Consider the following 21,373-nt stretch of genomic DNA (forward strand, 5'->3'; position numbering starts at 1 on the left):
TCCTATATCTATGAAAGCGCTAATGTTTGGTTGGGAATTTCCCCCTCATATCCTGGGAGGTTTAGGCACGGCCAGTTATGGTTTGACCAAAGGCATGGCAGAGTGTGGCGGTATCGAAATCACCTTTGTCATACCTAAGCCTTATGGAGACGAGGATAAAACTTTTGCTCATATAATCGGGGCCGCCAATACCCCCGTCGCCTGGCGCGATGTAAGTTGGGACTATGTGCAGCAGCGGTATGGCTACTGTATGGATCCCCAGGAGTATTTCGACCTGCGCAGTCATATCTATGCAGATTTCAATTATCTGAAGACCAATGACCTGGGTTGTATCGAGTTCTCGGGACGTTATCCCGACAATCTCATGGAAGAGATCAATAACTATTCTATCGTAGCCGGTGTGATAGCCCGTACCGAGCAGTTCGATATCATTCACTCGCACGACTGGCTCACCTATCCTGCAGGCATCCATGCCAAGCAGGTGAGTGGCAAGCCGCTGGTGATTCACGTGCATGCGACCGACTTTGACCGCAGCCGGGGTAATGTGAACCCTACCGTTTACAACATCGAACGCGACGGCATGCTGCACGCCGACCACATTATCACGGTGAGCAACCTCACGCGCCAGACCGTTATCGAGAAGTATCACATCGACCCGGCCAAGGTGACCACGGTACACAATGCCGTGGAACCGTTGAGCGATGAAATCAAGTCTATCGAGATGCCCCACAATCCCAAGGAGAAGGTGGTTACCTTCCTGGGACGTATTACCATGCAGAAGGGGCCCGAATACTTTGTTGAGGCTGCTGCCCGGGTATTGCGCAAGACCAACAATGTGCGTTTCGTGATGGCCGGTAACGGCGACATGATGAACAAGATGATCATGCTGTCGGCCCAGCGAAACATTTCGGACCGCTTCCACTTTACCGGTTTTTTGCGGGGACGTCAGGTCTATGAAATGCTGAAGGCGAGCGATGTGTATGTGATGCCTTCGGTTTCCGAGCCCTTCGGCATCTCGCCCCTCGAGGCCATGCAAGTAGGAGTGCCCTCGATTATCTCGAAACAGTCGGGGTGTGCCGAGATTCTTACCAATGTCATCAAAATCGACTATTGGGATATCGATGCCATGGCCGACGCCATCTACTCGATAATCACCTATCCCGCCATTTATAAACAATTGCGCGAAGAGGGCGAGCGGGAAGTCAATGAGATTAAGTGGAAATATGCCGGACAAAAGGTACTCGACATTTACCATAATGTGCTGCGCAATTATAATTAATGAAAAAACACAACCTTATATGAAAACAATTTGTTTCTATTTTCAAATTCATCAACCGTTTCGTCTGAAACGCTATCGTTTCTTCGACATTGGTAACGATCATTACTACTACGACGACTTTGCCAACGACGATATCATTACCCGCATTGCGCAACGCTCGTATCTGCCGGCCAATGCCACTCTGCTCGAGATGATCAAAAATGCCAACGGCAAGTTCAAGGTAGCCTTCTCGATATCGGGTGTGGCTCTTGAGCAACTCGAACTCTATGTGCCCGAGTTTATCGACAGCATGAAGGAGCTGGTCAAGACCGATTGCGTGGAGATTCTCTCGGAGACTTATGCCCACTCGTTGGCTTCGTTGGCCGATCCCGAGGAGTTTAAGATTCAGGTGCAACATCACGACGAGAAAATCGAGCAGCTCTTTGGCGTGAAGCCCAAGGTATTCCGCAATACCGAGTTGATATTCTCCGACGATATTGCCTCGATGATTGCTGCCATGGGGTTCAAAGGTGTGATTACCGAAGGTGCCAAGCACATACTGGGTTGGAAGAGTCCCAACTATCTCTACTGTTCGGCTGCGGCTCCCAAACTGAAAATGCTGCTGAAGAACTACAAGATGAGCGACGATATCTCGTTCCGCTTCTCCAACTACGAGTGGAGCGATTATCCGCTCACGGCCGACAAGTTTATTTCGTGGATAAAGAACACCCCGGCCGAGGAGCCCATTGTCAACCTCTTCATGAACTACGAGACGTTGGGCGAGTTGCAACCGCGCGAGTCGGGCATCTTTGAATTCATGAAAGCTCTGCCGCGTTTCGCCGAGCAAGAAGGTATAGGTTTCTGCACGCCTACCGAGGCCATCAGCAAGCTCAAGCCGGTCGATGCATTGTCGGTACCATACCCCATGTCGTGGGCCGACGAGGCACGCGATACCAGTGCCTGGTTGGGTAACACGCTGCAAAACGAGGCCTTCAACAAGCTCTATTCGGTGGCCGAGCGGGTGCGCCTGTGCGACGACCGTCGGTTGAAACAAGACTGGAACTATCTGCAAGCCAGTGACCACTTCTATTACATGTGCACCAAATATCTCTCCGATGGTGCCGTGCACAGCCATTACAGCCCATACGACAGCCCCTATGAGGCCTTCACCAACTACATGAACGTGTTGAGCGACTTTATCGTGCGGGTTGAGGCTCAATATCCCGAGTCGATCGAGAATGAGGAGTTGAATGCTCTGCTGACCACCATCAAGAACCAGGCTGCCGAGATAGAGATGCTGCAGAAGGAACTGAAGTCGGCTCGCACCGAGCGTCACTCCAAACGGGCCGAGGCCAAGAAGGAGAAAGAGACCAAGAGCGAAGCTCCCAAGAAAGCCGCCGAGAAGAAAGAGTAGTCCTTGTCGGGCGAGCCCCCGGGCCGTACTGCCGCTATCGGTGAGGCGTGCGGTAGGCAATCGGCGTTATTTTAGACAAAATTAGAACAAACAATTTCGCAGATTCATACACAATCTGTATATTCGTACCACGCCGTCCTCCGATAGGGCGGCGTGGTAAAATTTTTAGCACTATGAAACATTTCCCAGAGTCAGAATTTATTATCAATGCCGATGGCAGTGCGTTCCATTTGCATTTGCTCCCCGAGCAGTTGAGAGACAAGGTAATCTTGGTAGGAGACCCGGGCCGGGTCAATTTGGTCGCTTCGTTTTTCGACACGCGCGATTTCGAGGTATCGAGCCGGGAGTTTCATACCATAGGCGGAACCTATAAGGGCAAGCAGGTGATGTGCCTCTCGCACGGAATCGGCACCGACAATATCGACATTGTGGTCAACGAGCTAGATGCCTTGGCCAATATCGATTTTGCCACACGTTACGAGAAGCCCCAGTTCCGCCAGTTGACCCTCGTGCGGGTAGGAACCTCGGGTGGTTTGCAGCCCCATGTACCCATTGGTACACCGGTCATTGCCGAGAAGGCCATCGGGTTCGACGGCGTGCTCAATTTCTATGCCGGGCGTAACGAGATATGCGATCTTGAGTTCGAGAAAGCCTTTTGCGAGGCAGTCAAGTGGAACCCCTTGTGGGCAGCCCCCTATGTGGTCGATAGCGATCCCGAGCTGGTGGCCCGTATCGGGGGTGACGATATGGTGCGGGGCGTGACCATATCGGCCAACGGGTTCTATGGCCCTCAAGGGCGTGAACTGCGTTTGCCGCTGGCCGATCCCGACCTGAACAAGAAAATCGAAGCCTTCAAGTATGGCCGTTATGTGGTGACCAATTATGAGATGGAGAGTTCGGCACTTGCCGGTTTATCGAAACTGATGGGGCACAAAGCCATGACCGTGTGCAGCATCATTGCCAACCGGGTGGCCCACCATGCCAATCCCAATTACAAGACAGCCGTATCTGATCTGATTCAAACCGTACTGGACCGTATATAATAAGACCAGAACCGCAACGAATAGTCAGGGCCGCGATTATACTCAATAGTCGCGGCCTTGTCGTTTTTTATTTCGACAGATAAATCGGTGAATTTGTGCCATAAAAGGTCTGTGAGAAAACAGAAAAAAGGGGCAATCCCCGTCATGTTGTTTGTGAAAAATGGTTACCTTTGAAGCACAAAACCGGGATAGAACAATCATCATATTAGGAGAATAGCAAATGGTAGCATTAAAAAGACTTTCGAGCGTATTGCTGTGCATGGCGGCATTGCTCTCTTTTACTTCGTGTAGTGAGTTGATGGACGAACTTTTTGGGGGAGACGACGAGCCCATACAGAACAACTATTCGACAGCCCTGGCCGGTAAATGGCGGGTAGTGAGCGCTGGCAGTATTCGTAGCGTATCGGGCGAAGTAGAGAGTGTCGAATCGGGTACCGAGGTAGCCACCTCGCTCGAGTGGATCGAGTTTTCCGACGGAAAGGCTCATTTCCATTTTTCACAACCGGTTGACCTTGAATATTGGGTCTTGGGTGGCACGCACATTCCCTCCACTCAAATCACCGACTATACCTGCAATTGTGAACTCGATGGTCGCGGATTCGGCAACTTTGTCTTTGGATTCAAGTCAAACGAAACGGGCGAAGGCTATGTCGAGACTTATACCGAGTATGTCATGGGCGACAGCGATTACCAGATTTACAATTCGGCCCGGTTGTGTGCCTATGGTCGGGACGAGGATTACGCCACTACGCTGATACTCTATGTCACTACCGACGAGTGTGTCGATTACGGTTATGTCATGGAGCGTTACGACAAGTAGTGTCATACGGTGTGCCGGGTATGTTTTTGTCGCGCCGGGGCCAACCGGCGTGTGGACCTTTCGCACACGACGAGATAAACAAGAGAATAAGAAAAGAGCGGCTCGAATTTCGAGTCGCTCTTTTCTTTGTGGTTGTGAGACCAATTACTTTCTGATACCCAGCTCTTTTTGAGCAATGATGGCACGGTAGCGGTTGATGTCAACCTTGATGAGGTAGTCGAGCAAACGACGACGTTTACCTACCAACATTTTAAGGGCTCGTTCGGTGCTATGATCTTTGTGATTTGACTTCAAGTGCTCAGTCAAATGGGCTATACGGTAGGAAAATAATGCAATCTGCGCTTCGGGTGAGCCAGTATCAGTATTGGACTTTCCGTATTTCCCAAAGATCTCTTTCTTTTTCTCAGAATCTAAGTACATTTCTTTGAGTTTTGTTGTTAATAAAATTATTGAGCGCACAAAGGTAAGCATTTGTTCTTGAGTTACAAAAAAATCGATACTCTTTTTTAGACTGGATTTCTGCTTTGCTCTATTTATTACATTGGTAGGCCGGGACAGGAGGGGATGACCACGCGTCGAGGGGAACACTAAAAATGGCAGAGAGATGCATCATTTAAAAAAATATAGTAACTTTGCACCTTGAAACGTGGAGGCTGGCGCATGCGTAACCCGCGTGACGGGCAGCTCTTTACTTGGTTAAAATAGGTTATATGCAGAAAATCAGAAACATTGCGATTATCGCTCACGTCGATCACGGCAAGACGACCCTGGTTGACAAAATGCTTTTGGCCGGACACCTTTTTCGCGAGAACCAGAACTCCGGTGAGTTGATATTGGATAACAATGATTTGGAGCGTGAACGAGGTATCACGATTCTCTCCAAGAATGTTTCTATTCGGTACAAAGATTACAAAATCAATATTATAGATACTCCGGGGCACGCCGATTTCGGTGGCGAGGTGGAGCGTGTGCTCAACATGGCCGACGGCTGTCTGCTGCTGGTCGATGCCTTCGAAGGCCCCATGCCGCAAACCCGATTCGTGTTGCAAAAGGCTATCGAGATAGGATTGAAACCCATTGTGGTTATCAACAAGGTCGATAAGCCCAACTGTCGCCCCGACGAGGTGCAGGAGATGGTGCTCGACCTCATGTTCAGTCTCGATGCTACCGAAGACCAGCTCGATTTCCCCACCATATATGGTTCGGCCAAGCAGGGGTGGTTCTCGACCGACTGGCGTAAGCCTACCGACAACATCACTCCGTTGCTCGATGCCATTATCAAATACATTCCCGAGCCCCAGTATCTCGAGGGTACCCCTCAGATGCTTATCACCTCGCTCGACTATTCGCCCTATGTAGGCCGTATAGCCGTAGGCCGTGTGCACCGCGGTGAGTTGAAAGAGGGGATGGAGGTTTCGCTGTGCAAGAAAGATGGCTCGACGGTCAAGCAACGCATCAAGGAGCTCGACGTGTTCGAGGGTATGGGTCGCACGAAAGTGCAATCGGTAGGCTCGGGCGACATTTGCGCGCTCGTGGGTATCGAGAATTTTGAGATTGGCGATACCATTGCCGATGCCAACGAGCCTGAGGCTTTGCCGCGAATTGCCATCGACGAGCCCACGATGTCGATGTTGTTCACGATTAACGATTCGCCTTTCTTCGGGAAAGACGGTAAATATGTCACTTCGCGTCACATTGCCGAGCGCCTGAAACGGGAACTCGACAAGAACCTGGCGTTGCGTGTAGAGCGTGGCGACAGCGACGATGCCTGGACGGTCTATGGTCGTGGCGTGTTGCACTTGTCGGTCCTGATCGAGACGATGCGTCGCGAGGGCTATGAACTCCAGGTAGGACAGCCGCAGGTAATCATCAAGGAAATCGATGGACAGAAGTGCGAACCTGTCGAGTTGCTCACCATCAATTTGCCCGAGGAATATGCCAGCAAGATTATCGATATGGTTACCCGCCGCAAGGGCGAGATGGTATCGATGACCACGCAAAACGACCGCATCCATATCGAGTTCCAGATTCCTTCGCGCGGTATCATCGGGTTGCGTACCAATGTGCTCACGGCTTCGGCCGGCGAAGCCATCATGGCACACCGTTTCCTCGAATACCAACCTTGGAAAGGAAATATCGATCGCCGCACCAACGGGTCGCTCATCGCCATGGAGTCGGGCACAGCCTATGCCTATGCCATCGACAAGCTGCAAGACCGGGGGCGTTTCTTCATCTTCCCGCAAGAGGAGGTCTATGCCGGTCAGGTAGTGGGCGAGAATGCCAAGGAAAACGATATCGTGGTGAACGTAACCAAGTCGAAGAAGCTGACCAACATGCGTGCGTCGGGTGCCGACGACAAGGCTCATATCGTTCCGCCGGTAATCTTCAGCCTCGAGGAGGCTCTTGAGTATATCAAGGAGGATGAGTATGTAGAGGTAACGCCTCACCACTTGCGCTTGCGCAAGATTATTCTCGACGAAACCGAGCGTAAACGCGCCAATCGTTAATCTGTTTCAGAAGGCCCGTTGCCGGGCTTGTAAGATATACGGGATGCGAAACAATTCGTGTCCCGTTTTTTTTGAGGGGTGGGGTGGTGGTCTATCTCCAAAAAATTGACTACCTTCACCAACGTTTCGCCGATGGTTCTATTCCCCACGCGATACTTGTTATGGAAAAGAAACGAGCCAAGAACAACAGAACCCTGACCGTCGAGCCCGACGAGATAGAGCGTTTGCAGCGCCTCATTACCCCGGCCGAGCAGTTGACCGTGGGGCTCGACTTCGATAACCGCATCATCCAGGGCGACCTTCTGTGCGTGCTCGATCGCATCCCCGACGGGGTGGCCGACCTTATTATCATCGACCCCCCTTATAACCTGTCGAAAAACTTTCACGGGCTCAATTTTCAGGCCCGTTCGCACGACGCCTATCTGGCCTATCTGCGCAGCTGGTTCCACCGGGTGTGTGCCAAGCTGAAGCCTGCCGGCTCGCTCTACCTGTGTGGCGACTGGCGTTGCACGGCGGCCCTGCAGACGGTGATGAGCGAGGAGCTCACGGTGCTCAATCGCATCACCTGGCAGCGCGAGAAGGGCAAGGGGGCGATGCACAACTGGAAGAATGGTATGGAGGATATCTGGTTTGGCGTGAAGGATGCCCGGCATTACTATTTCGATGTCGAGGCTGTCAAGCAGAAGCGCCGGGTGATAGCTCCTTACCGGCAAAATGGCAAGCCCAAGGATTGGGTGGAGACGAGCGAAGGAAACTTCCGCCTCACCTATCCCTCTAATTTCTGGGACGATATAAGTGTCCCCTTCTGGTCGATGCCCGAGAATACCGACCATCCTACCCAGAAGCCCGAAAAACTTTATGCCAAGCTCATCCTGGCTTCGTCGCGCGAGGGCGACCTCGTGTTCGATCCCTTCCTGGGCAGCGGCACGGCGGCCGTGGTGGCCAAGAAGCTGAACCGTCGTTATCTGGGCGTGGAGCTGAACGGTGAGTATTGTCTGTGGGCGGCCAAGCGGCTTTGCCTGGCCGAGCAGGATGCGTCGATACAGGGGTATGTCGATGGAGTGTTTTGGGAGCGCAACACATTGGCGGTGCAACGGTCGCATACGGCCTTGCCCGATGAGGAGTGATGGTTTGCCGTGAGCCAGAGATGGCCGATGAAAATCAGTCGATAGACTCTTGTACCAGCATACGCTCCAGGTCTTTACCCGAAATCTTGGTGGTGATTTTTCCGTTGTGGGCGAGCGAGATGTTGCCTGTCTCCTCCGACACGACGATGGCGAGGGCGTCGGTTACCTCGGTAATGCCCAGAGCCGAGCGGTGGCGCAGGCCCATCGATTTGGGTATCTTGTTGTTGTGCGACACAGGCAGAATGCAGGCGGCCGAGGCTATGCGGTTGTCGGCAATGATGAGGGCTCCGTCATGCAGGGGACTGTTCTTGAAAAAGATATTCTCGATGAGCCGGGCGTTTACGTTGGCATTGATGGTGTCGCCGGTGCTTTTGTAGTTGTCGAGCGACACCCCTTGCTCGATGACGATGAGGGCGCCGGTCTTGGTCTTGGACATGTTCATGCAGGCATAGACCACGGGTATGATGTAGGGTTTCTCGCCCGTCTCTTTGTGCTTGAGGAAGAAGTTGAAGAAAAACCTCCATCGCTTGTGCGAGCCCAGCTGCACGAGAAATCGCTTGATTTCGTCCTGGAACAGAATGACGAGAATGAGCAGACCCACGCTCATGAACTTGTCCATGATGGAGCCGATAAGCCGCATGTCGAGAATCTGTTTGACCACGATCCACACGCCCACAAAGGCCAATACACCGGTAAAGATGCTTATCGTGCCCGACTCTTTCATCATCTTGTAGAGCGTGTAGAGCAGCAGAGCCACGATGAGTATGTCGATAATGTCTTTTATGCCGAATGAAAACATGCTATTCTGTCGATTGTAAGGTTTTAGAAACTATTTTTATCGTCTCGACGGCCTCTTTCACATCGTGTACCCGCAGAATGTGAGCGCCACCCAGCAGGGCGAGCGTGTTGAGTACCGAGGTGCCGTTGAGACTCTCGTCGGGCGATGTGCCCAGCATCTTGTATATCATCGATTTGCGCGATATACCCACCAGCAGGGGGAGTCCTATGCGGGCAAATTCGTCGAGCCGGTTCATGAGCCGGTAGTTGTCGTCGAGTGTTTTGCTGAATCCGAATCCCGGGTCGATGATGATGTCGTTGACCCCGAGGTTCTCGAGCCGGGCAATGCGTTCGGCAAAGTAGTAGAGCATCTCGGCCATGAGGTGGTCGTAGCGGGTTTGCTGCATCATCGTTTGCGGGGTTCCCTTCATGTGCATGAGGATATAGGCTACCTTGAGATCGGCTACGGTCTCGAACATGTGGGAATCGAGTTCGCCGCCCGATATGTCGTTGACGATTTGTACCCCGTATTCCCGCACGCAGCGCGAGGCGATTTCGGCACGGAAGGTATCGACCGAGACGTGGGCCCGAGGGTAGAGTGTGCGTATGATTTCGAGGCCGGTGGCAAGACGCCGCATCTCTTCGTCGGGCGAAATGTCGGTAGCCTGGGGACGCGACGAGTAGGCTCCTATGTCGATGATGTCGGCACCCTCGTCGATAATCTGGCGCACCCGTGCGGCAATTTGCTCCCGCTCGGGGGTGCGGCTGCCGGCATAGAACGAGTCGGGGGTCACGTTGAGTATGCCCATGACCCGCGGCCTCGAGAGCGAGACGAGTTCCCCTCCCAGGTTCAACGATAGTGGTTTGTTAGGTACGTTGCGAAGTATCATATACACAGTCTCTTGCGGGCGCTGCCTCTGTGACCGGCCGGGCCGGTTGACTCCGGTTTAGGCGCCTCCGCTTTAGTTAAGCGAAGATAACGCTTTTTGTTGAATCGCGAGGTATGATTGGGACAAAAATTCGCCTGGGGTTACTCTTCTCTCGGTACCGGGTCCAGCTCTTTGGGTCGGCGGGGCTCCCGGGTTGTCGTTTGTTGGTGACGAGAGGCTTTGGGTTGTTCGTAGCGAAGCGAGTCGCCAAACTCTTTCAACTCCTGGCGGAAGGTTTCATGCACACTGGGCTCGCCGGTAGCCTGCCGGGGTGGCCGGTTTTGCTGCACAATGCGGGCCGCGACGAGAATCACCAGCACGACGACCAGCCACAGGGTGGCCCGTCGCTCACCTTTCGAGAGGTTGAAAAAGGAGTCGTGTTTGAGAGCCATATCAGATAATACCGAATCCCGACAAGAAGATGAGTATGATGATAATTGGTGCTATATATTTGATACTGAAAAATATAGCATTGAACAGTGGCTCGTGCAACTTGTTGCGGTTGGTGAGCTCCTCGCGGGAGATATGGCGCTTCAACACCCACCCGATGAAAATGCTGATGAGCAGCCCACCTACAGGTAGCAGGATGATGGCCGAGAAGTAGTCGCAGGCATCGAAGATAGTTTTCCCCAGGATGCGCACCTGGCTCCACGAGCCGATGGATAGCGAGAAGATGGTGCTCAGCACGGCAACAATGAGCATCATGATGCGAGTAGCCTTTTTGCGGCTCATGTGCATGTAGTTGATGAGGAATGCAACCGTTACCTCAAAGAGCGATACCGTCGAGGTGAGTGCCGCTACCGTGAGCAGCAGGAAAAAGAGTACCGACCACAGGGTCGATACGGGCATCTGGTTGAAGACGTTGGGCAGGGTCACAAACACGAGGTCGGGACCAACCACAGAGGCGGAATCGGTTGCGGGGTTTAGCCCGCAGGCAAACATGGCGGGGAAGATAATGACTCCGGCCAGGATAGCCACCGAGGTGTCGAGCAGGGCCACTGTGGTAGCGGTCTTGATGAGGTGGGTCTTGGCATTGAAATAGGAGGAGTAGGTGATGAGGATGCCCATACCCAGACTTAACGAGAAGAAGGCTTGCCCCATGGCCCGTATGATGACTTGTGGCGTGATCTTGGAGAAGTCGGGGTGGAGGAAGAAAGAGAGCCCTTTGCTGGAACCTGGCAGCGTGAGCGAGCGCACGCAAAAGACAACGAGTATGACAAAGAGCAGTGGCATGAGTATGTTGGACATCTTCTCGATACCTTTCTGTACCCCTCGCGACAAGATGATATAGTTGATAAAGAGGAATATATATGCCCACAGCAACGGGCGGAAATCACTTTGGATGAAGGCATTCTGCTCGGCTTTGAACTCGGCGGCCGTTTTCCCAGCCAGGTCGTTGGTAAAGGCCTTGAACAGATATTCGAGCGTCCACCCCGAGATGACCATGTAGTAGCCCAGGATAAGTACCGAGGCCAATATGCCTATGTAGCCTATGTAGTGCCAGCGGGTACCAGGAGCCAGTTTGCGAAATGCATCGACCGTGTCGCTCTTGGAGCGCCGGCCAATGACAAACTCGGCACACATGACCGGGATACCCAATATCAGCACGCACAGAATATAGACCATCAGGAAGGCACCGCCCCCGTTCATGCCGGCCTCATAGGGGAAGCGCCAGATATTTCCCAAACCTACCGCCGAACCTACAGTGGTAGCGATAATACCCAGTTTGGTTGCAAATTTTGTTTGTTCTCCCATTGTGTAGTAACTTGAATTTGGATGCAAAAATATAAAATTTAAATATATTGGCTGTAAAAAGCAACGATAAAAAAGCTGTGAGTCTCTGTTTTAACGAAAATGTAATTTGCTTGCGTCGTAATCGTTTGAAAACGTGTGCTTGGTTTTGCCGCGAGCAAACATTATCTTTGCCGACAATTTGAACGATAAGCATAGGTTCATGGTTGTTTCGTATGGATTCTTTGATGAGAATCTGCAAAAAAAAGATGTCGTATGCGATTTTTTAAAAAATGGGCTTTTGGTCCCACGGCTCTGGTATTGATAGTGATAACTTACCTGTCATTGGCCGAGGATCCCATGCATGCACAGGAGTTGCACCTTTTCAAGGGAGCCGACAAGTTGGTGCATGGATGTATGTATCTGGCGTTGGTCGTAGTGGGGTGTTTCGATATGTATCGGGCCAAGTTGCTCCCTTTCAGAACGAGCTGTGTGTGGTGTCTGGTTGTGGCCGTGGTCTGGGGCGGATTGATGGAGTTGTTGCAGGGGGCCCTGACGATGGGTCGTACGGCCGACTGGTTTGATTTCTTGGCCAACAGTTGCGGAGCGTTGCTGGGGGTACTTGCGGGCTTGTATGTAGTGCCCCGTATTCTTGACAGGAGGCATTAATCCATGTCGTCGATAATATCGGTGAGTTCGGTGCGCAGGGCCTTGAGGCGCTCGACCACCTGCTGGGTGCGGGCCACGCTATCCCGTTTGCTCTTGAGCACCTGTTTTGCCCCCTCGATTTTGAGTTTGCGCTCCTTGAGCAGGTAGTGGATGAGTTTTATCTCTTCGATATCTTTTTGTGAATAGTAGCGGGTGCCTTTGGGCGAGCGCTTGGGTTTGATGGTTTTGAACTCTGTTTCCCAAAAACGGAGTAACGACGGGTTCACATCGAGCATCTCGGACACTTCGCCGATGGTGTAGTACAGTTTTTGTTTTTCGGGGTCAGTCTCTTTCATGCGATAGTGTTTTTAGGTTAGTCCATAACGCGTCCCTGGTTCTCGGCCAGTTGAATCATGCGGTCGTAGTCTTCGGGCGACAAATCGAAGAAATAGTAGTTGATGGGGTTCTCGGGTTTCCCTTTGTAGAGCACCTCGTAGTGCAGGTGCGGACCGGTCGATTTGCCGGTGTTGCCCACCTCGGCAATCTCTTCGCCACGAACGACTTGTTGCCCCTGTCGCACCAGAATCTTGTTCAGGTGGGCATAGCGGGTTTTGTAGTCGTAGCCGTGGTCGATCACGACTGTGTTGCCGTAGCCCTGTTGCCAGCCGGTCTCGACCACCTGGCCGTTGCCGGTGGCATAGACGGGGGTCCCTATGTTGGCGGCAAAGTCCATGCCTTCGTGAAACTTGGTAGTCTTGTAAACCGGATCGACCCGATAGCCATAACCCGAGGCCGTGCGTTTCAAGTCCTTGTTGGCTACCGGCTGTATGGCGGGCAGGTGCTTGATGCGCTCTTCCTGGCCATGAGCCAGTTTCACAAGCTCGTTCATCGAGTTGCATTGCACATATACCTGTCGGGTGAGGTTATCGACCTTTTGGCTGGTCGATACCACCAGTTGGGCGTCGCTCATTTTCAGCAGGTCGGCATAACGGCTGGGGTTGTAGATGCCGTTGTCTCTCACCTCGGCGTTTATGGGGTCGGCCTGCAAGACCACCCGATACATGTTGTCGTCGCGTTGTTGCAGGTCGCTCATCACTTCGAGGGCGGCATCGACTCGTTTGGAGAGAAGCTTGTACTGGGTTTTCATCTGTTCGTTTTCGAGTTTGAGAATCTCTTCCTTGGGTGAGCCCAGCCAAAAGTAAAAGCCGGCGATGAGCACGATACTGAGCAGACTGCCAACGAGCAGGTGGCGCAACACCACGACAATGCGCTGGCGCAACGAGGGATATACCCGTTCGTAGGTCAGAGTCTTGGGATTGTATATGTAGAAAATCTTTTTGCTCATTGATATTGTTTAATCGGGCCTGTCCCGTCGGCACTAATTGGGATAAGTGCTCAAAAAAAAGATGTTATTGAACATTTTTTTAGCTGCACATGGGCACAAAAATAATAATTTGAGCTATTTTTGCAAATTGTTTTTGGTAATATTAATATACCAGGTGGATGATTTCGGTTTCGGTAACGGCCCGGGTCGCCACGAGAACTTAATTTAATTAGATTGTTATGCTTACAGCAAAAGAGATTCGTGAATCTTTTAAGGATTTTTTCAGGGAACGAGGCCATCAGATTGTGCCGTCGGCTCCCATGGTCATTAAAGACGACCCCACATTGATGTTTACCAATGCGGGCATGAACCAGTTCAAGGATATCATCCTGGGTAACGTTCCTGCCAAATACAAGAGAGTCGCGGATTCACAGAAATGCCTGCGCGTGAGCGGGAAGCACAACGATTTGGAAGAGGTGGGTCTCGATACCTATCACCACACCATGTTTGAGATGCTGGGCAACTGGTCGTTTGGCGACTACTTCAAGAAAGAGGCCATCAACTGGGCATGGGAATATTTGGTCGATGTGCTTAAAATCAACCCCGACCGGCTGTATGCCACCGTTTTTGAAGGGTATGCTCCCGAGGGGCTCGAACGTGACAACGAGGCGGCCTCTTACTGGGAGGCTCATCTGCCCAAAGAACACATTATCAACGGTAACCGCCACGACAATTTCTGGGAAATGGGCGACACGGGACCCTGCGGCCCCTGCTCCGAAATCCATATCGACTTGCGTAGCGATGCCGAACGGGCCGAGGTCGATGGCCTCACGCTGGTCAACCAGAGCCACCCGCAGGTAATCGAGATATGGAATCTCGTGTTTATGCAATACAACCGCAAGGCCGACGGTTCGCTCGAGCCGCTGCCTGCCCGGGTTATCGATACCGGTATGGGCTTTGAACGCTTGTGTATGGCTTTGCAGGGCAAGACCTCGAACTACGATACCGACGTGTTCCAACCCATTATCAAAGAGATTGGCCGCCTGTGTGGCAAGACCTATGGCGACGACCCCAAGGTCGATATCGCCATGCGTGTGATTGCCGACCACATCCGCACCATAGCCTTCTCGATTACCGACGGTCAGTTGCCCTCGAACGCCAAGGCCGGTTATGTGATTCGTCGTATCCTGCGCCGGGCCGTTCGTTACGGCTATACTTTCCTGGGTCAGAAGCAGGCCTTCCTGTACAAGCTGCTCGATATCCTCATCGAGACGATGGGCGATGCCTATCCCGAGTTGAAAGAGCAGAAGGTGCTCATCGGTAAGGTGATCAAGGAGGAAGAGGATGCGTTCTTGCGTACCCTCGAAACGGGTATCAAGTTGCTCGACAAGGTGATGGCCGATGCCAAGGCTGCCGGCAAGAACGAGATAAGCGGTGTCGATGCCTTTACCCTCTACGATACCTACGGTTTCCCCATAGACCTCACCGAGCTCATCTTGAAAGAGAAGGGGATGGGAGTCGATATCGCAGCCTTCGATGCCGAGATGCAGAAGCAGAAAGAGCGTGCCCGCAATGCCGCCGCCGTAGAGACTGGCGACTGGGTGGTATTGAGAGAGGGCGAGCCCGAGTTTGTGGGTTATGACCAGCTCGAGTGCGACTGCCACATTTTGCGTTACCGCAAGGTGAAACAAAAATCGCGTGAATATTATCAAATCGTGCTCGACCGCACGCCTTTCTATGCCGAGATGGGTGGTCAGGTAGGCGATACGGGCAAACTGATTTCGGCTAACGAGACGGTAGAGATTCTGCAAACGAAACGGGAAAACAACCTGAGTATCCACATAACCGAGCACATGCCCGAGGATGTAACGGCCCTCTTCCATGCCGTTATCGACAAGGAGGCCCGCCAGGCTACGGCCTGCAATCACACGGCTACGCACCTGTTGCACGAGGCTCTGCGCGAGGTTCTAGGAACGCATGTCGAGCAAAAGGGTTCGTATGTATCGCCCCAGTCGTTGCGTTTCGACTTCTCGCATTTCAAGAAGGTGACCGACGAGGAGTTGCGTCAGGTCGAGATGCTGGCCAACCGTAAGGTGCGCGAGGCTATTCCGCTGGACGAGCGTCGCCATGTGCCTATTGTCGAGGCTAAGGCCATGGGTGCCATGGCACTCTTTGGCGAGAAGTATGGCGAAGAGGTACGTGTCATCCGCTTCGGGTCGTCGGTCGAGCTGTGTGGTGGAACCCACGTGGCCAATACCGGTAATATTGGTATGATCAAGATTGTATCCGAGAGTTCGATTGCTGCCGGTATTCGCCGTATCGAGGCCATCACCGGGGCTCGTGTCGAGGAGACAATGAACTCGTTGCAGGATTCTTTGAAAGAGATCGCTACTCTGTTCAACAATGCTCCCAACCTGTTGCAGGCTATCCACAAGGCTATCGACGAGAATGCCGAGTTGCGCAAGCAGGCCGAGGAGTATGTGAAGGAGAAGATGGTTGCCATGAAGGATCGTCTGATCAAGACGGCCGAGAATGTCGATGGCTTGAAACTGATTCGCTTCGTAGGTCCTATGCCTGCCGATGTAGTGAAGGGCATTGCCTTCATGTTGCGAAACGAAGTGCCCGAGCATCTGGCCTTTGTGGCTGCCACGAAAGAGAATGAGAAACCGCTGCTCACGGTGATGTTCAGCAACGATGTGGTAGCCGACGGGAAGAACGCCTCGGCTATCGTGCGCGAAGCTGCCAAACTGATACAGGGTGGCGGTGGCGGACAGCCTTACTTCGCCCAGGCTGGCGGTAAGAATGTCGAGCATCTCTCCGACGCTTTGGAAAAGATGGTTTCGCTGGTTGTGGGCTGATAGTCCGCGACCAACGACGCGATATACAAAAAAACTCCGGTTCAATAAGAATCGGAGTTTTTTTGTGGTATTGTTTACAATTCCCGGGTTACAGCAACATGGCGGCTCTCACCTCTTTGGCCTTCTCTTCTCCGGCAATTTGAGTGATGATGGCGGTAGCGAAGGGGATGGCGGCACCCGGACCCTTGCCCGTGGTGATGTTGCGGTCGATGGTTACGAGTTCGCCCGTGACGGTGGCTCCCGTCAAGAATTGTTCGAAGCCGGGATAACACGTGGCCTTATAGCCCTCGAGCAAGCCGGCTTGACCCAGAACCGAGGGGGCAGCGCAAATGGCGGCGATATGTTTGTTGGCAGCGGCATGGCGTTGCAGCAGCGAAACCAGGGGCTTACATTCGCCCAAGTGTTTGGTGCCGGGCATACCGCCGGGCAGAACAAGCCATTCAACATCGTCGGCCGACAACTCTACCCAAGTACAGTCGGCAGTTACAGTTACTCCGTGGGATCCCTCGACTTGAAGATTTCGCGAGATGGAAACCGTGGTGATATCGATACCGGCACGGCGCAACATATCTACGACCGTGAGGGCTTCCAACTCTTCAAATCCTGTAGCGAGAAATAGATAAACAGTTTTCATTATTTCAAGTTTTTTATTGTCAGTAAAGATTGGTAGAGGCTCATGTACAACCCGGCCGGCCGCACTGGGGCAGCCGCCCGAAATCTGTAATGCAACTGCCGGCAACTGGCACCGGCAGTGCTATGAGTCTTGTGGAACGCTTAGAGTGTCCCGGCCTCGGCTTGTTGAATCATCTGCTGGCTGGCATAGAGATATACCTCTACGCGGCGGTTTTCCTGACGGCCAGCCTCGGTCGAGTTGTCGGCCACGGGATTGGCTTCGCCCATGCCTTCGACGGTCTTGATTTGAGTCGATGAAACACCGCAACCCAGCAGATAGCTGGCTACGCTTTGAGCCCGTTCTTGCGACAGGTTCAAGTTCTTTTGTTTGCTTTGCTCGGCTGTCGAGTTTTTCCAACCTTGGTTGTCGGTATATCCGTAAATGGCGACATCCATGTCGCGGTTTTGATTCAACACGTTGTTGGCAAACTTGCTCAACGAGGCTTTGGCCGATGCGCTGAGGGTGGCACTGCTCGTCGAGAAGAGGATTCCCGAGTCGAAGGTTACCTTGACAGCTTGCAGACCGTTGTTATCGGTTACCTGCTCGACTTGTGCGCCTTCTACCTGTTTGGCTTGCTCGGCGGCTTTGTCCATTTTCTTACCGATGAGGGCTCCGGCAGTGGTACCCACGGCAGCGCCCACGGCAGCTCCAATAGCGGCTCCTTTGCCTTTTCCGAAAATTGCGCCTAAACCGGCACCTACGGCTGCGCCGCTACCACCTCCGATGAGGGCTCCTTTTCCGGTGTTTGACATGTTACAGCCTGTCAATAGCATACCGGCTACCAGGACACAAGAGAGAACTTTGATGCATTTCATATCTGTTGGTTTTAGAATTTGCTTTACAAAAGTAAGAAAAAAAACGATATGGTATTTGATAATAATTATAATAAATGAGTGGGAAAATAGTTTGCTCCCGGTGAATTTTCGAATTTTTATTTATCTTTGCCCGGCCTAAGCAAGTGTCGCTTTGTTTGAAGAGCAAGCCTGAAGTGGCTGAATATGTGTGACTATCGGTAACAAGAAGCTGTTGATACCGCTGGATGTGAAGATGCAGATGCGGTTGTGTGCCGCAAGTGAGACCAGAATATATAGTGTCATAGACACTCTTTTTATCTTGAATTGAATAATAACCGTAACTTAGTAATATAAGAACGAATGAGAAAACCAGATTCCCTTATTTTGTGGTACTCGTGTGTGCCTTGTCGTGTACCTTGTGTGCCCAAGCTGCCGAAAAATGGTATATGAATACCGATACCGGTGTGAGTGTGGCCATGGACGAGGTCGATTATCTGTTGCGAAGCGACGACTCGACCCATTTTTCGGTCATCGTTAAAAATGGCAATCCCGTAGTGGATGTGCAGCGAGTCACATTCAGCAAGAAACAGGCTACCGAAGTCGATGATGTTGTGGCTGAGCAGGTGCGTATCTATCCCAATCCGGTGCAGGAGAGTCTGCATATGAGTGGCTTGAGCGAAGGTTGTCGAGTAGAGATTGTGGCTCTCGATGGCCGAGTGGTAAAGAGTGTGGTCGCTACCGGGAGCAAAGTGTCTATATTGGTGAACGATTTGCCGCAAGGCAGTTATCTGCTCAAGACTGCCGGAACTACGCTCAAATTCATAAAACGATAAACGATTAACAACAAACCCCGAAACATGATGAAGAAGTTTTTAATAATAATATGTGTATTGACAATTGTGTCGGCTCGGGCGCAGTTTGTCGTGGAGAAGCAAGACGGTAACCCGGTAACGGTCGAGGGCAATCTGCATTTTGCCAAAGATGTTACGGGCGAGAACTGGTCGGTAGGCGAGACTTACGACCCGGCTATGGATTTGAGCCAAATAAAGGGTATCGAAGCCCAAAAATGATACGGTTGATCCTTTTGCCGGTAAAACCTGCTGGGTGTATGGTGTGAAGGCTCCCGATTTCCCGGTAAAGGAGAACGTGAAGAGTTACCCGCCGGCAGTGGACGTCTTCCCGGCCGGGGAGTGGCTGCGCTACGACTATGAGAGTATGGGGGTTGACTTTGAGAAACAGCAACTCACTTGGTGCGATACCTGCGCCTGGTACGACTGCAACAAGACTTATGAGTTTGACGATGCTCCCGACGGCAGTATGTGTTGGGCTGCCTCGGCTTCGAATTTGCTGCACTGGTGGATTGTGAACAACAAGAAATATGTCGATCGTTATGACGAGATGTATGGCCAGCAGTATGACTTTGCCCGTCCGTCGGAGGTCTATAAGGCTCCCAATCCGGGCGACTATGCCAGCAACAAGAGCGAAATATTCAACTTCTTTATTTCCAGCTTCCAAGATCGGTCGGGATGGGAAGGCGGTGGAGTCAACTGGTTTATCAGCGGAAATTCGACCAATATTTCGGCTCCGTTCCGCGACCCCGATATGGAAAACAGTTTCCACGGTTTCTTTTCCAAAGTCTTCTCTCCGGAAGATGTTATTATCGAGGATAGCCGCAACATGTCCAAGGAGAATTTCAATAAACTCATGAAGAAAGCTTTTACCGAGAACAAGGCAATTGGGTTTACGGCATATAAATTTACCACCGGAGGCGAAAGCCTGCATGCCATGACCATTTGGGGCGCCGAGTTTGACGAGGAGGGGTATGTGTCGCACATCTACTATTGCGACAACAACCTGGTCGATCAGGACGCCAACGGGGCTGCGATTATTCGACTGGGAATTACATATGCGCAAAATCCGACACTCCCTTCCATGGGCGACGTGGCTTATACCATTCAATTGCCTAAACCTTTTGGAGGAACACGGAGGACGTCTCTTATCACGGCTCTCGTCCTGGTCGATTTGCGACAGGATATATGGAAGGAGAAGTTAGGCGATATAGAGTAATGAATAATGGATAATGGCCGGGACAATACCGACCATGCAGATAACGACAGGAGCTCCCTCTTAAGGAGGAAGTTCCTGTCGCTTTTTGGGGGGGCTTTGGTACTCAATATATGGGCACGGTTAATCGAATCGGCTGAATAGGATGGAGTCCTGGTGTATTGAATTCTCTCCATTATCCGTTCGGCTCTTTCGCTATCTGGGATGGTGGTAGGATGCGGCTTGGTAAAGTAGAACATTGAAAATCGTGCTTTTTGTTTGTCTCTACGCTCACCTTTCACTATCTTTGGATAGCCTAACATATAACCGTCAGAGGCAACACGATGAATACGATAGGAAATCTTTTTACCCTCACCTCGTTTGGCGAGTCACACGGCCCGGCCATCGGGGGGGTGGTCGATGGTATGCCTGCTGGCATATCGGTCGATATGGAGTTTATTCAGCACGAGCTCGACCGTCGTCGGCCGGGACAGTCGTCCATAGTGACTCCCCGCAAGGAGAGCGACCGGGTCGAGTTCCTGTCGGGAATCTTCGAGGGCAAGACTACTGGTGCCCCCATTGGGTTTGTGGTGCGGAACGAAAATCAACACTCTGCCGACTACGACAATATGCGGGATCTCTTTCGTCCTTCGCATGCCGATTATACTTATACCCGCAAATACGGTCTGCGCGACCATCGGGGTGGAGGCCGTTCGTCGGCTCGCGAGACGATAGCCCGCTGTGTAGCCGGGGCGTTGGCCAAGCTGGTGCTTGCTCGCCTGGGCATCGAGGTGTGGGCCTATACCTCGCAGGTGGGCGAGTTGTCGCTGTCGGGCGACTATCGCAGCTACGACCTGTCCGAGATTGAGAAAAACGCGGTGCGTTGTCCCGATGCCGAGATGGCCCGGCAGATGGAGCAATATATTGCCGGGGTGAAGTCGCAGGGCGATACCGTGGGTGGAGTCATCACCGGGGTTATTCGTCACGTGCCTGTGGGTTTGGGCGAACCGGTATTCAACAAACTGCATGCTGCCCTGGGCAGTGCCATGCTCGGTATCAACGCTGTCAAGGGGTTTGAGTATGGTATGGGATTCGAGGGAGCGAAGTGCCGGGGCTCGCAGGTGAACGACGTGTTCGAGATGTGCGACGGTCGTGTGACGACTCGCACCAACTATTCGGGCGGGATACAGGGAGGAATTTCCAATGGCGAGGATATCTACTTCAGGGTGGCTTTCAAGCCTGTGGCAACTTTGCTGCGCGATATTGAAACGGTCGATGCCCAGGGAAATCCCACCGTGTTGAAGGCCAAAGGGCGTCATGACCCTTGTGTGCTCCCGCGGGCAGTCCCCGTGGTAGAGGCCATGGCGGCGATGGTGATGCTCGACTACTATTTGCTGGCACAGAGTCATAAACTGTAAAAAACATAA

The 21,373-nt window shown here is 52.3% G+C and carries 21 protein-coding genes; 12 read left to right on the forward strand and 9 right to left on the reverse strand.

Annotated features, from left to right (window positions below; all coding sequences use genetic code 11):
* Nucleotides 1–10 precede the first annotated feature (10 nt).
* The 4 genes from B5G10_RS04430 (at nucleotide 11) to B5G10_RS04445 (ending at nucleotide 4,535) form a co-directional block, all read left to right on the forward strand.
* Complete coding sequence (locus tag B5G10_RS04430; RefSeq protein ID WP_087423536.1) at nucleotides 11–1,279, forward strand: glycosyltransferase family 4 protein; 1,269 nt, start codon at nucleotides 11–13, stop codon at nucleotides 1,277–1,279.
* Nucleotides 1,280–1,298: 19 nt separating this feature from the next.
* Nucleotides 1,299–2,672, forward strand: coding sequence for a glycoside hydrolase family 57 protein (locus B5G10_RS04435; protein WP_087423537.1), 1,374 nt, complete (start codon nucleotides 1,299–1,301; stop codon nucleotides 2,670–2,672).
* A 173-nt stretch (nucleotides 2,673–2,845) separates the two neighbouring features.
* A complete protein-coding gene (locus B5G10_RS04440; RefSeq protein WP_087423538.1) occupies nucleotides 2,846–3,715 on the forward strand; it encodes a nucleoside phosphorylase in 870 nt (289 codons plus the stop codon).
* Nucleotides 3,716–3,935: 220 nt separating this feature from the next.
* Complete coding sequence (locus B5G10_RS04445) at nucleotides 3,936–4,535, forward strand: hypothetical protein (RefSeq protein WP_143241058.1); 600 nt, start codon at nucleotides 3,936–3,938, stop codon at nucleotides 4,533–4,535.
* 144 nt (nucleotides 4,536–4,679) lie between these two features.
* Here B5G10_RS04445 and rpsO read toward each other — a convergent pair whose 3' ends face one another.
* On the reverse strand, nucleotides 4,680–4,955 hold the full coding sequence (gene rpsO, locus B5G10_RS04450) for a 30S ribosomal protein S15 (protein WP_025278228.1): 276 nt from the start codon (nucleotides 4,953–4,955) through the stop codon (nucleotides 4,680–4,682).
* A 290-nt stretch (nucleotides 4,956–5,245) separates the two neighbouring features.
* Between rpsO and typA the strand changes: the two genes are divergently transcribed.
* Together typA and B5G10_RS04460 are read left to right on the forward strand one after the other, a co-directional pair.
* Nucleotides 5,246–7,042: a translational GTPase TypA gene (gene typA, locus B5G10_RS04455; protein ID WP_087423540.1), complete on the forward strand. Its 1,797-nt coding sequence runs from the start codon at nucleotides 5,246–5,248 to the stop codon at nucleotides 7,040–7,042.
* A gap of 161 nt (nucleotides 7,043–7,203) precedes the next feature.
* Nucleotides 7,204–8,169 (forward strand): DNA methyltransferase, encoded by a 966-nt coding sequence (locus tag B5G10_RS04460; RefSeq protein ID WP_087423638.1) that lies wholly within the window; start codon nucleotides 7,204–7,206, stop codon nucleotides 8,167–8,169.
* A 34-nt stretch (nucleotides 8,170–8,203) separates the two neighbouring features.
* Here B5G10_RS04460 and cdaA read toward each other — a convergent pair whose 3' ends face one another.
* The 4 genes from cdaA to B5G10_RS04480 all read right to left on the reverse strand — a co-directional run bounded on the left by cdaA (nucleotide 8,204) and on the right by B5G10_RS04480 (nucleotide 11,630).
* Complete coding sequence (cdaA, locus tag B5G10_RS04465; protein ID WP_087423541.1) at nucleotides 8,204–8,968, reverse strand: diadenylate cyclase CdaA; 765 nt, start codon at nucleotides 8,966–8,968, stop codon at nucleotides 8,204–8,206.
* Between the two features lies 1 nt (nucleotide 8,969).
* A complete protein-coding gene (gene folP, locus B5G10_RS04470; RefSeq protein WP_087423542.1) occupies nucleotides 8,970–9,836 on the reverse strand; it encodes a dihydropteroate synthase in 867 nt (288 codons plus the stop codon).
* A gap of 140 nt (nucleotides 9,837–9,976) precedes the next feature.
* Nucleotides 9,977–10,267, reverse strand: coding sequence for a hypothetical protein (locus B5G10_RS04475; RefSeq protein WP_087423543.1), 291 nt, complete (start codon nucleotides 10,265–10,267; stop codon nucleotides 9,977–9,979).
* 1 nt (nucleotide 10,268) lies between these two features.
* Complete coding sequence (locus tag B5G10_RS04480) at nucleotides 10,269–11,630, reverse strand: sodium-dependent transporter (protein WP_087423544.1); 1,362 nt, start codon at nucleotides 11,628–11,630, stop codon at nucleotides 10,269–10,271.
* A gap of 252 nt (nucleotides 11,631–11,882) precedes the next feature.
* On the opposite strand from B5G10_RS04480, the gene B5G10_RS04485 reads away from it, so the two are divergent.
* Nucleotides 11,883–12,275: a VanZ family protein gene (locus tag B5G10_RS04485; protein WP_087423545.1), complete on the forward strand. Its 393-nt coding sequence runs from the start codon at nucleotides 11,883–11,885 to the stop codon at nucleotides 12,273–12,275.
* Here the strand turns inward: B5G10_RS04485 and B5G10_RS04490 are convergent.
* Nucleotides 12,272–12,610 carry a MerR family transcriptional regulator gene (locus tag B5G10_RS04490; protein WP_087423546.1) on the reverse strand — a complete coding sequence of 113 codons (339 nt, stop codon included), beginning with the start codon at nucleotides 12,608–12,610 and terminating at the stop codon, nucleotides 12,272–12,274. The genes B5G10_RS04485 and B5G10_RS04490 overlap by 4 nt on opposite strands.
* Before the next feature lie 17 nt (nucleotides 12,611–12,627).
* Nucleotides 12,628–13,599, reverse strand: coding sequence for a M23 family metallopeptidase (locus tag B5G10_RS04495; protein WP_087423547.1), 972 nt, complete (start codon nucleotides 13,597–13,599; stop codon nucleotides 12,628–12,630).
* Between the two features lie 218 nt (nucleotides 13,600–13,817).
* Between B5G10_RS04495 and alaS the strand changes: the two genes are divergently transcribed.
* Entirely contained in the window at nucleotides 13,818–16,436 is a 2,619-nt protein-coding gene (alaS, locus tag B5G10_RS04500; protein WP_087423548.1) for an alanine--tRNA ligase, read from the forward strand.
* An 88-nt stretch (nucleotides 16,437–16,524) separates the two neighbouring features.
* Here the strand turns inward: alaS and B5G10_RS04505 are convergent, their stop codons facing one another.
* Both B5G10_RS04505 and B5G10_RS04510 read right to left on the reverse strand, forming a co-directional pair.
* Nucleotides 16,525–17,070, reverse strand: a complete 546-nt coding sequence (locus tag B5G10_RS04505) for a DJ-1 family glyoxalase III (protein ID WP_087423549.1) — start codon at nucleotides 17,068–17,070, stop codon at nucleotides 16,525–16,527.
* Nucleotides 17,071–17,210: 140 nt separating this feature from the next.
* The gene (locus tag B5G10_RS04510; protein ID WP_087423550.1) at nucleotides 17,211–17,924 is read right to left on the reverse strand and encodes an OmpA family protein; all 714 of its coding nucleotides are present in this window, start codon (nucleotides 17,922–17,924) and stop codon (nucleotides 17,211–17,213) included.
* 425 nt (nucleotides 17,925–18,349) lie between these two features.
* On the opposite strand from B5G10_RS04510, the gene B5G10_RS04515 reads away from it, so the two are divergent.
* The 4 genes from B5G10_RS04515 to aroC all read left to right on the forward strand — a co-directional run bounded on the left by B5G10_RS04515 (nucleotide 18,350) and on the right by aroC (nucleotide 21,364).
* Nucleotides 18,350–18,736, forward strand: a complete 387-nt coding sequence (locus B5G10_RS04515; RefSeq protein ID WP_158098774.1) for a T9SS type A sorting domain-containing protein — start codon at nucleotides 18,350–18,352, stop codon at nucleotides 18,734–18,736.
* Between the two features lie 24 nt (nucleotides 18,737–18,760).
* Nucleotides 18,761–18,973: a hypothetical protein gene (locus tag B5G10_RS04520; RefSeq protein ID WP_143241060.1), complete on the forward strand. Its 213-nt coding sequence runs from the start codon at nucleotides 18,761–18,763 to the stop codon at nucleotides 18,971–18,973.
* Nucleotides 18,974–19,007: 34 nt separating this feature from the next.
* Nucleotides 19,008–19,970, forward strand: coding sequence for an IdeS/Mac family cysteine endopeptidase (locus B5G10_RS04525; RefSeq protein WP_087423553.1), 963 nt, complete (start codon nucleotides 19,008–19,010; stop codon nucleotides 19,968–19,970).
* A 320-nt stretch (nucleotides 19,971–20,290) separates the two neighbouring features.
* Nucleotides 20,291–21,364, forward strand: a complete 1,074-nt coding sequence (gene aroC / locus B5G10_RS04530) for a chorismate synthase (protein WP_087423554.1) — start codon at nucleotides 20,291–20,293, stop codon at nucleotides 21,362–21,364.
* Nucleotides 21,365–21,373 lie beyond the last annotated feature (9 nt).

Source organism: Barnesiella sp. An55 (assembly GCF_002161555.1).
GTDB lineage: Bacteria > Bacteroidota > Bacteroidia > Bacteroidales > Barnesiellaceae > Barnesiella > Barnesiella merdipullorum.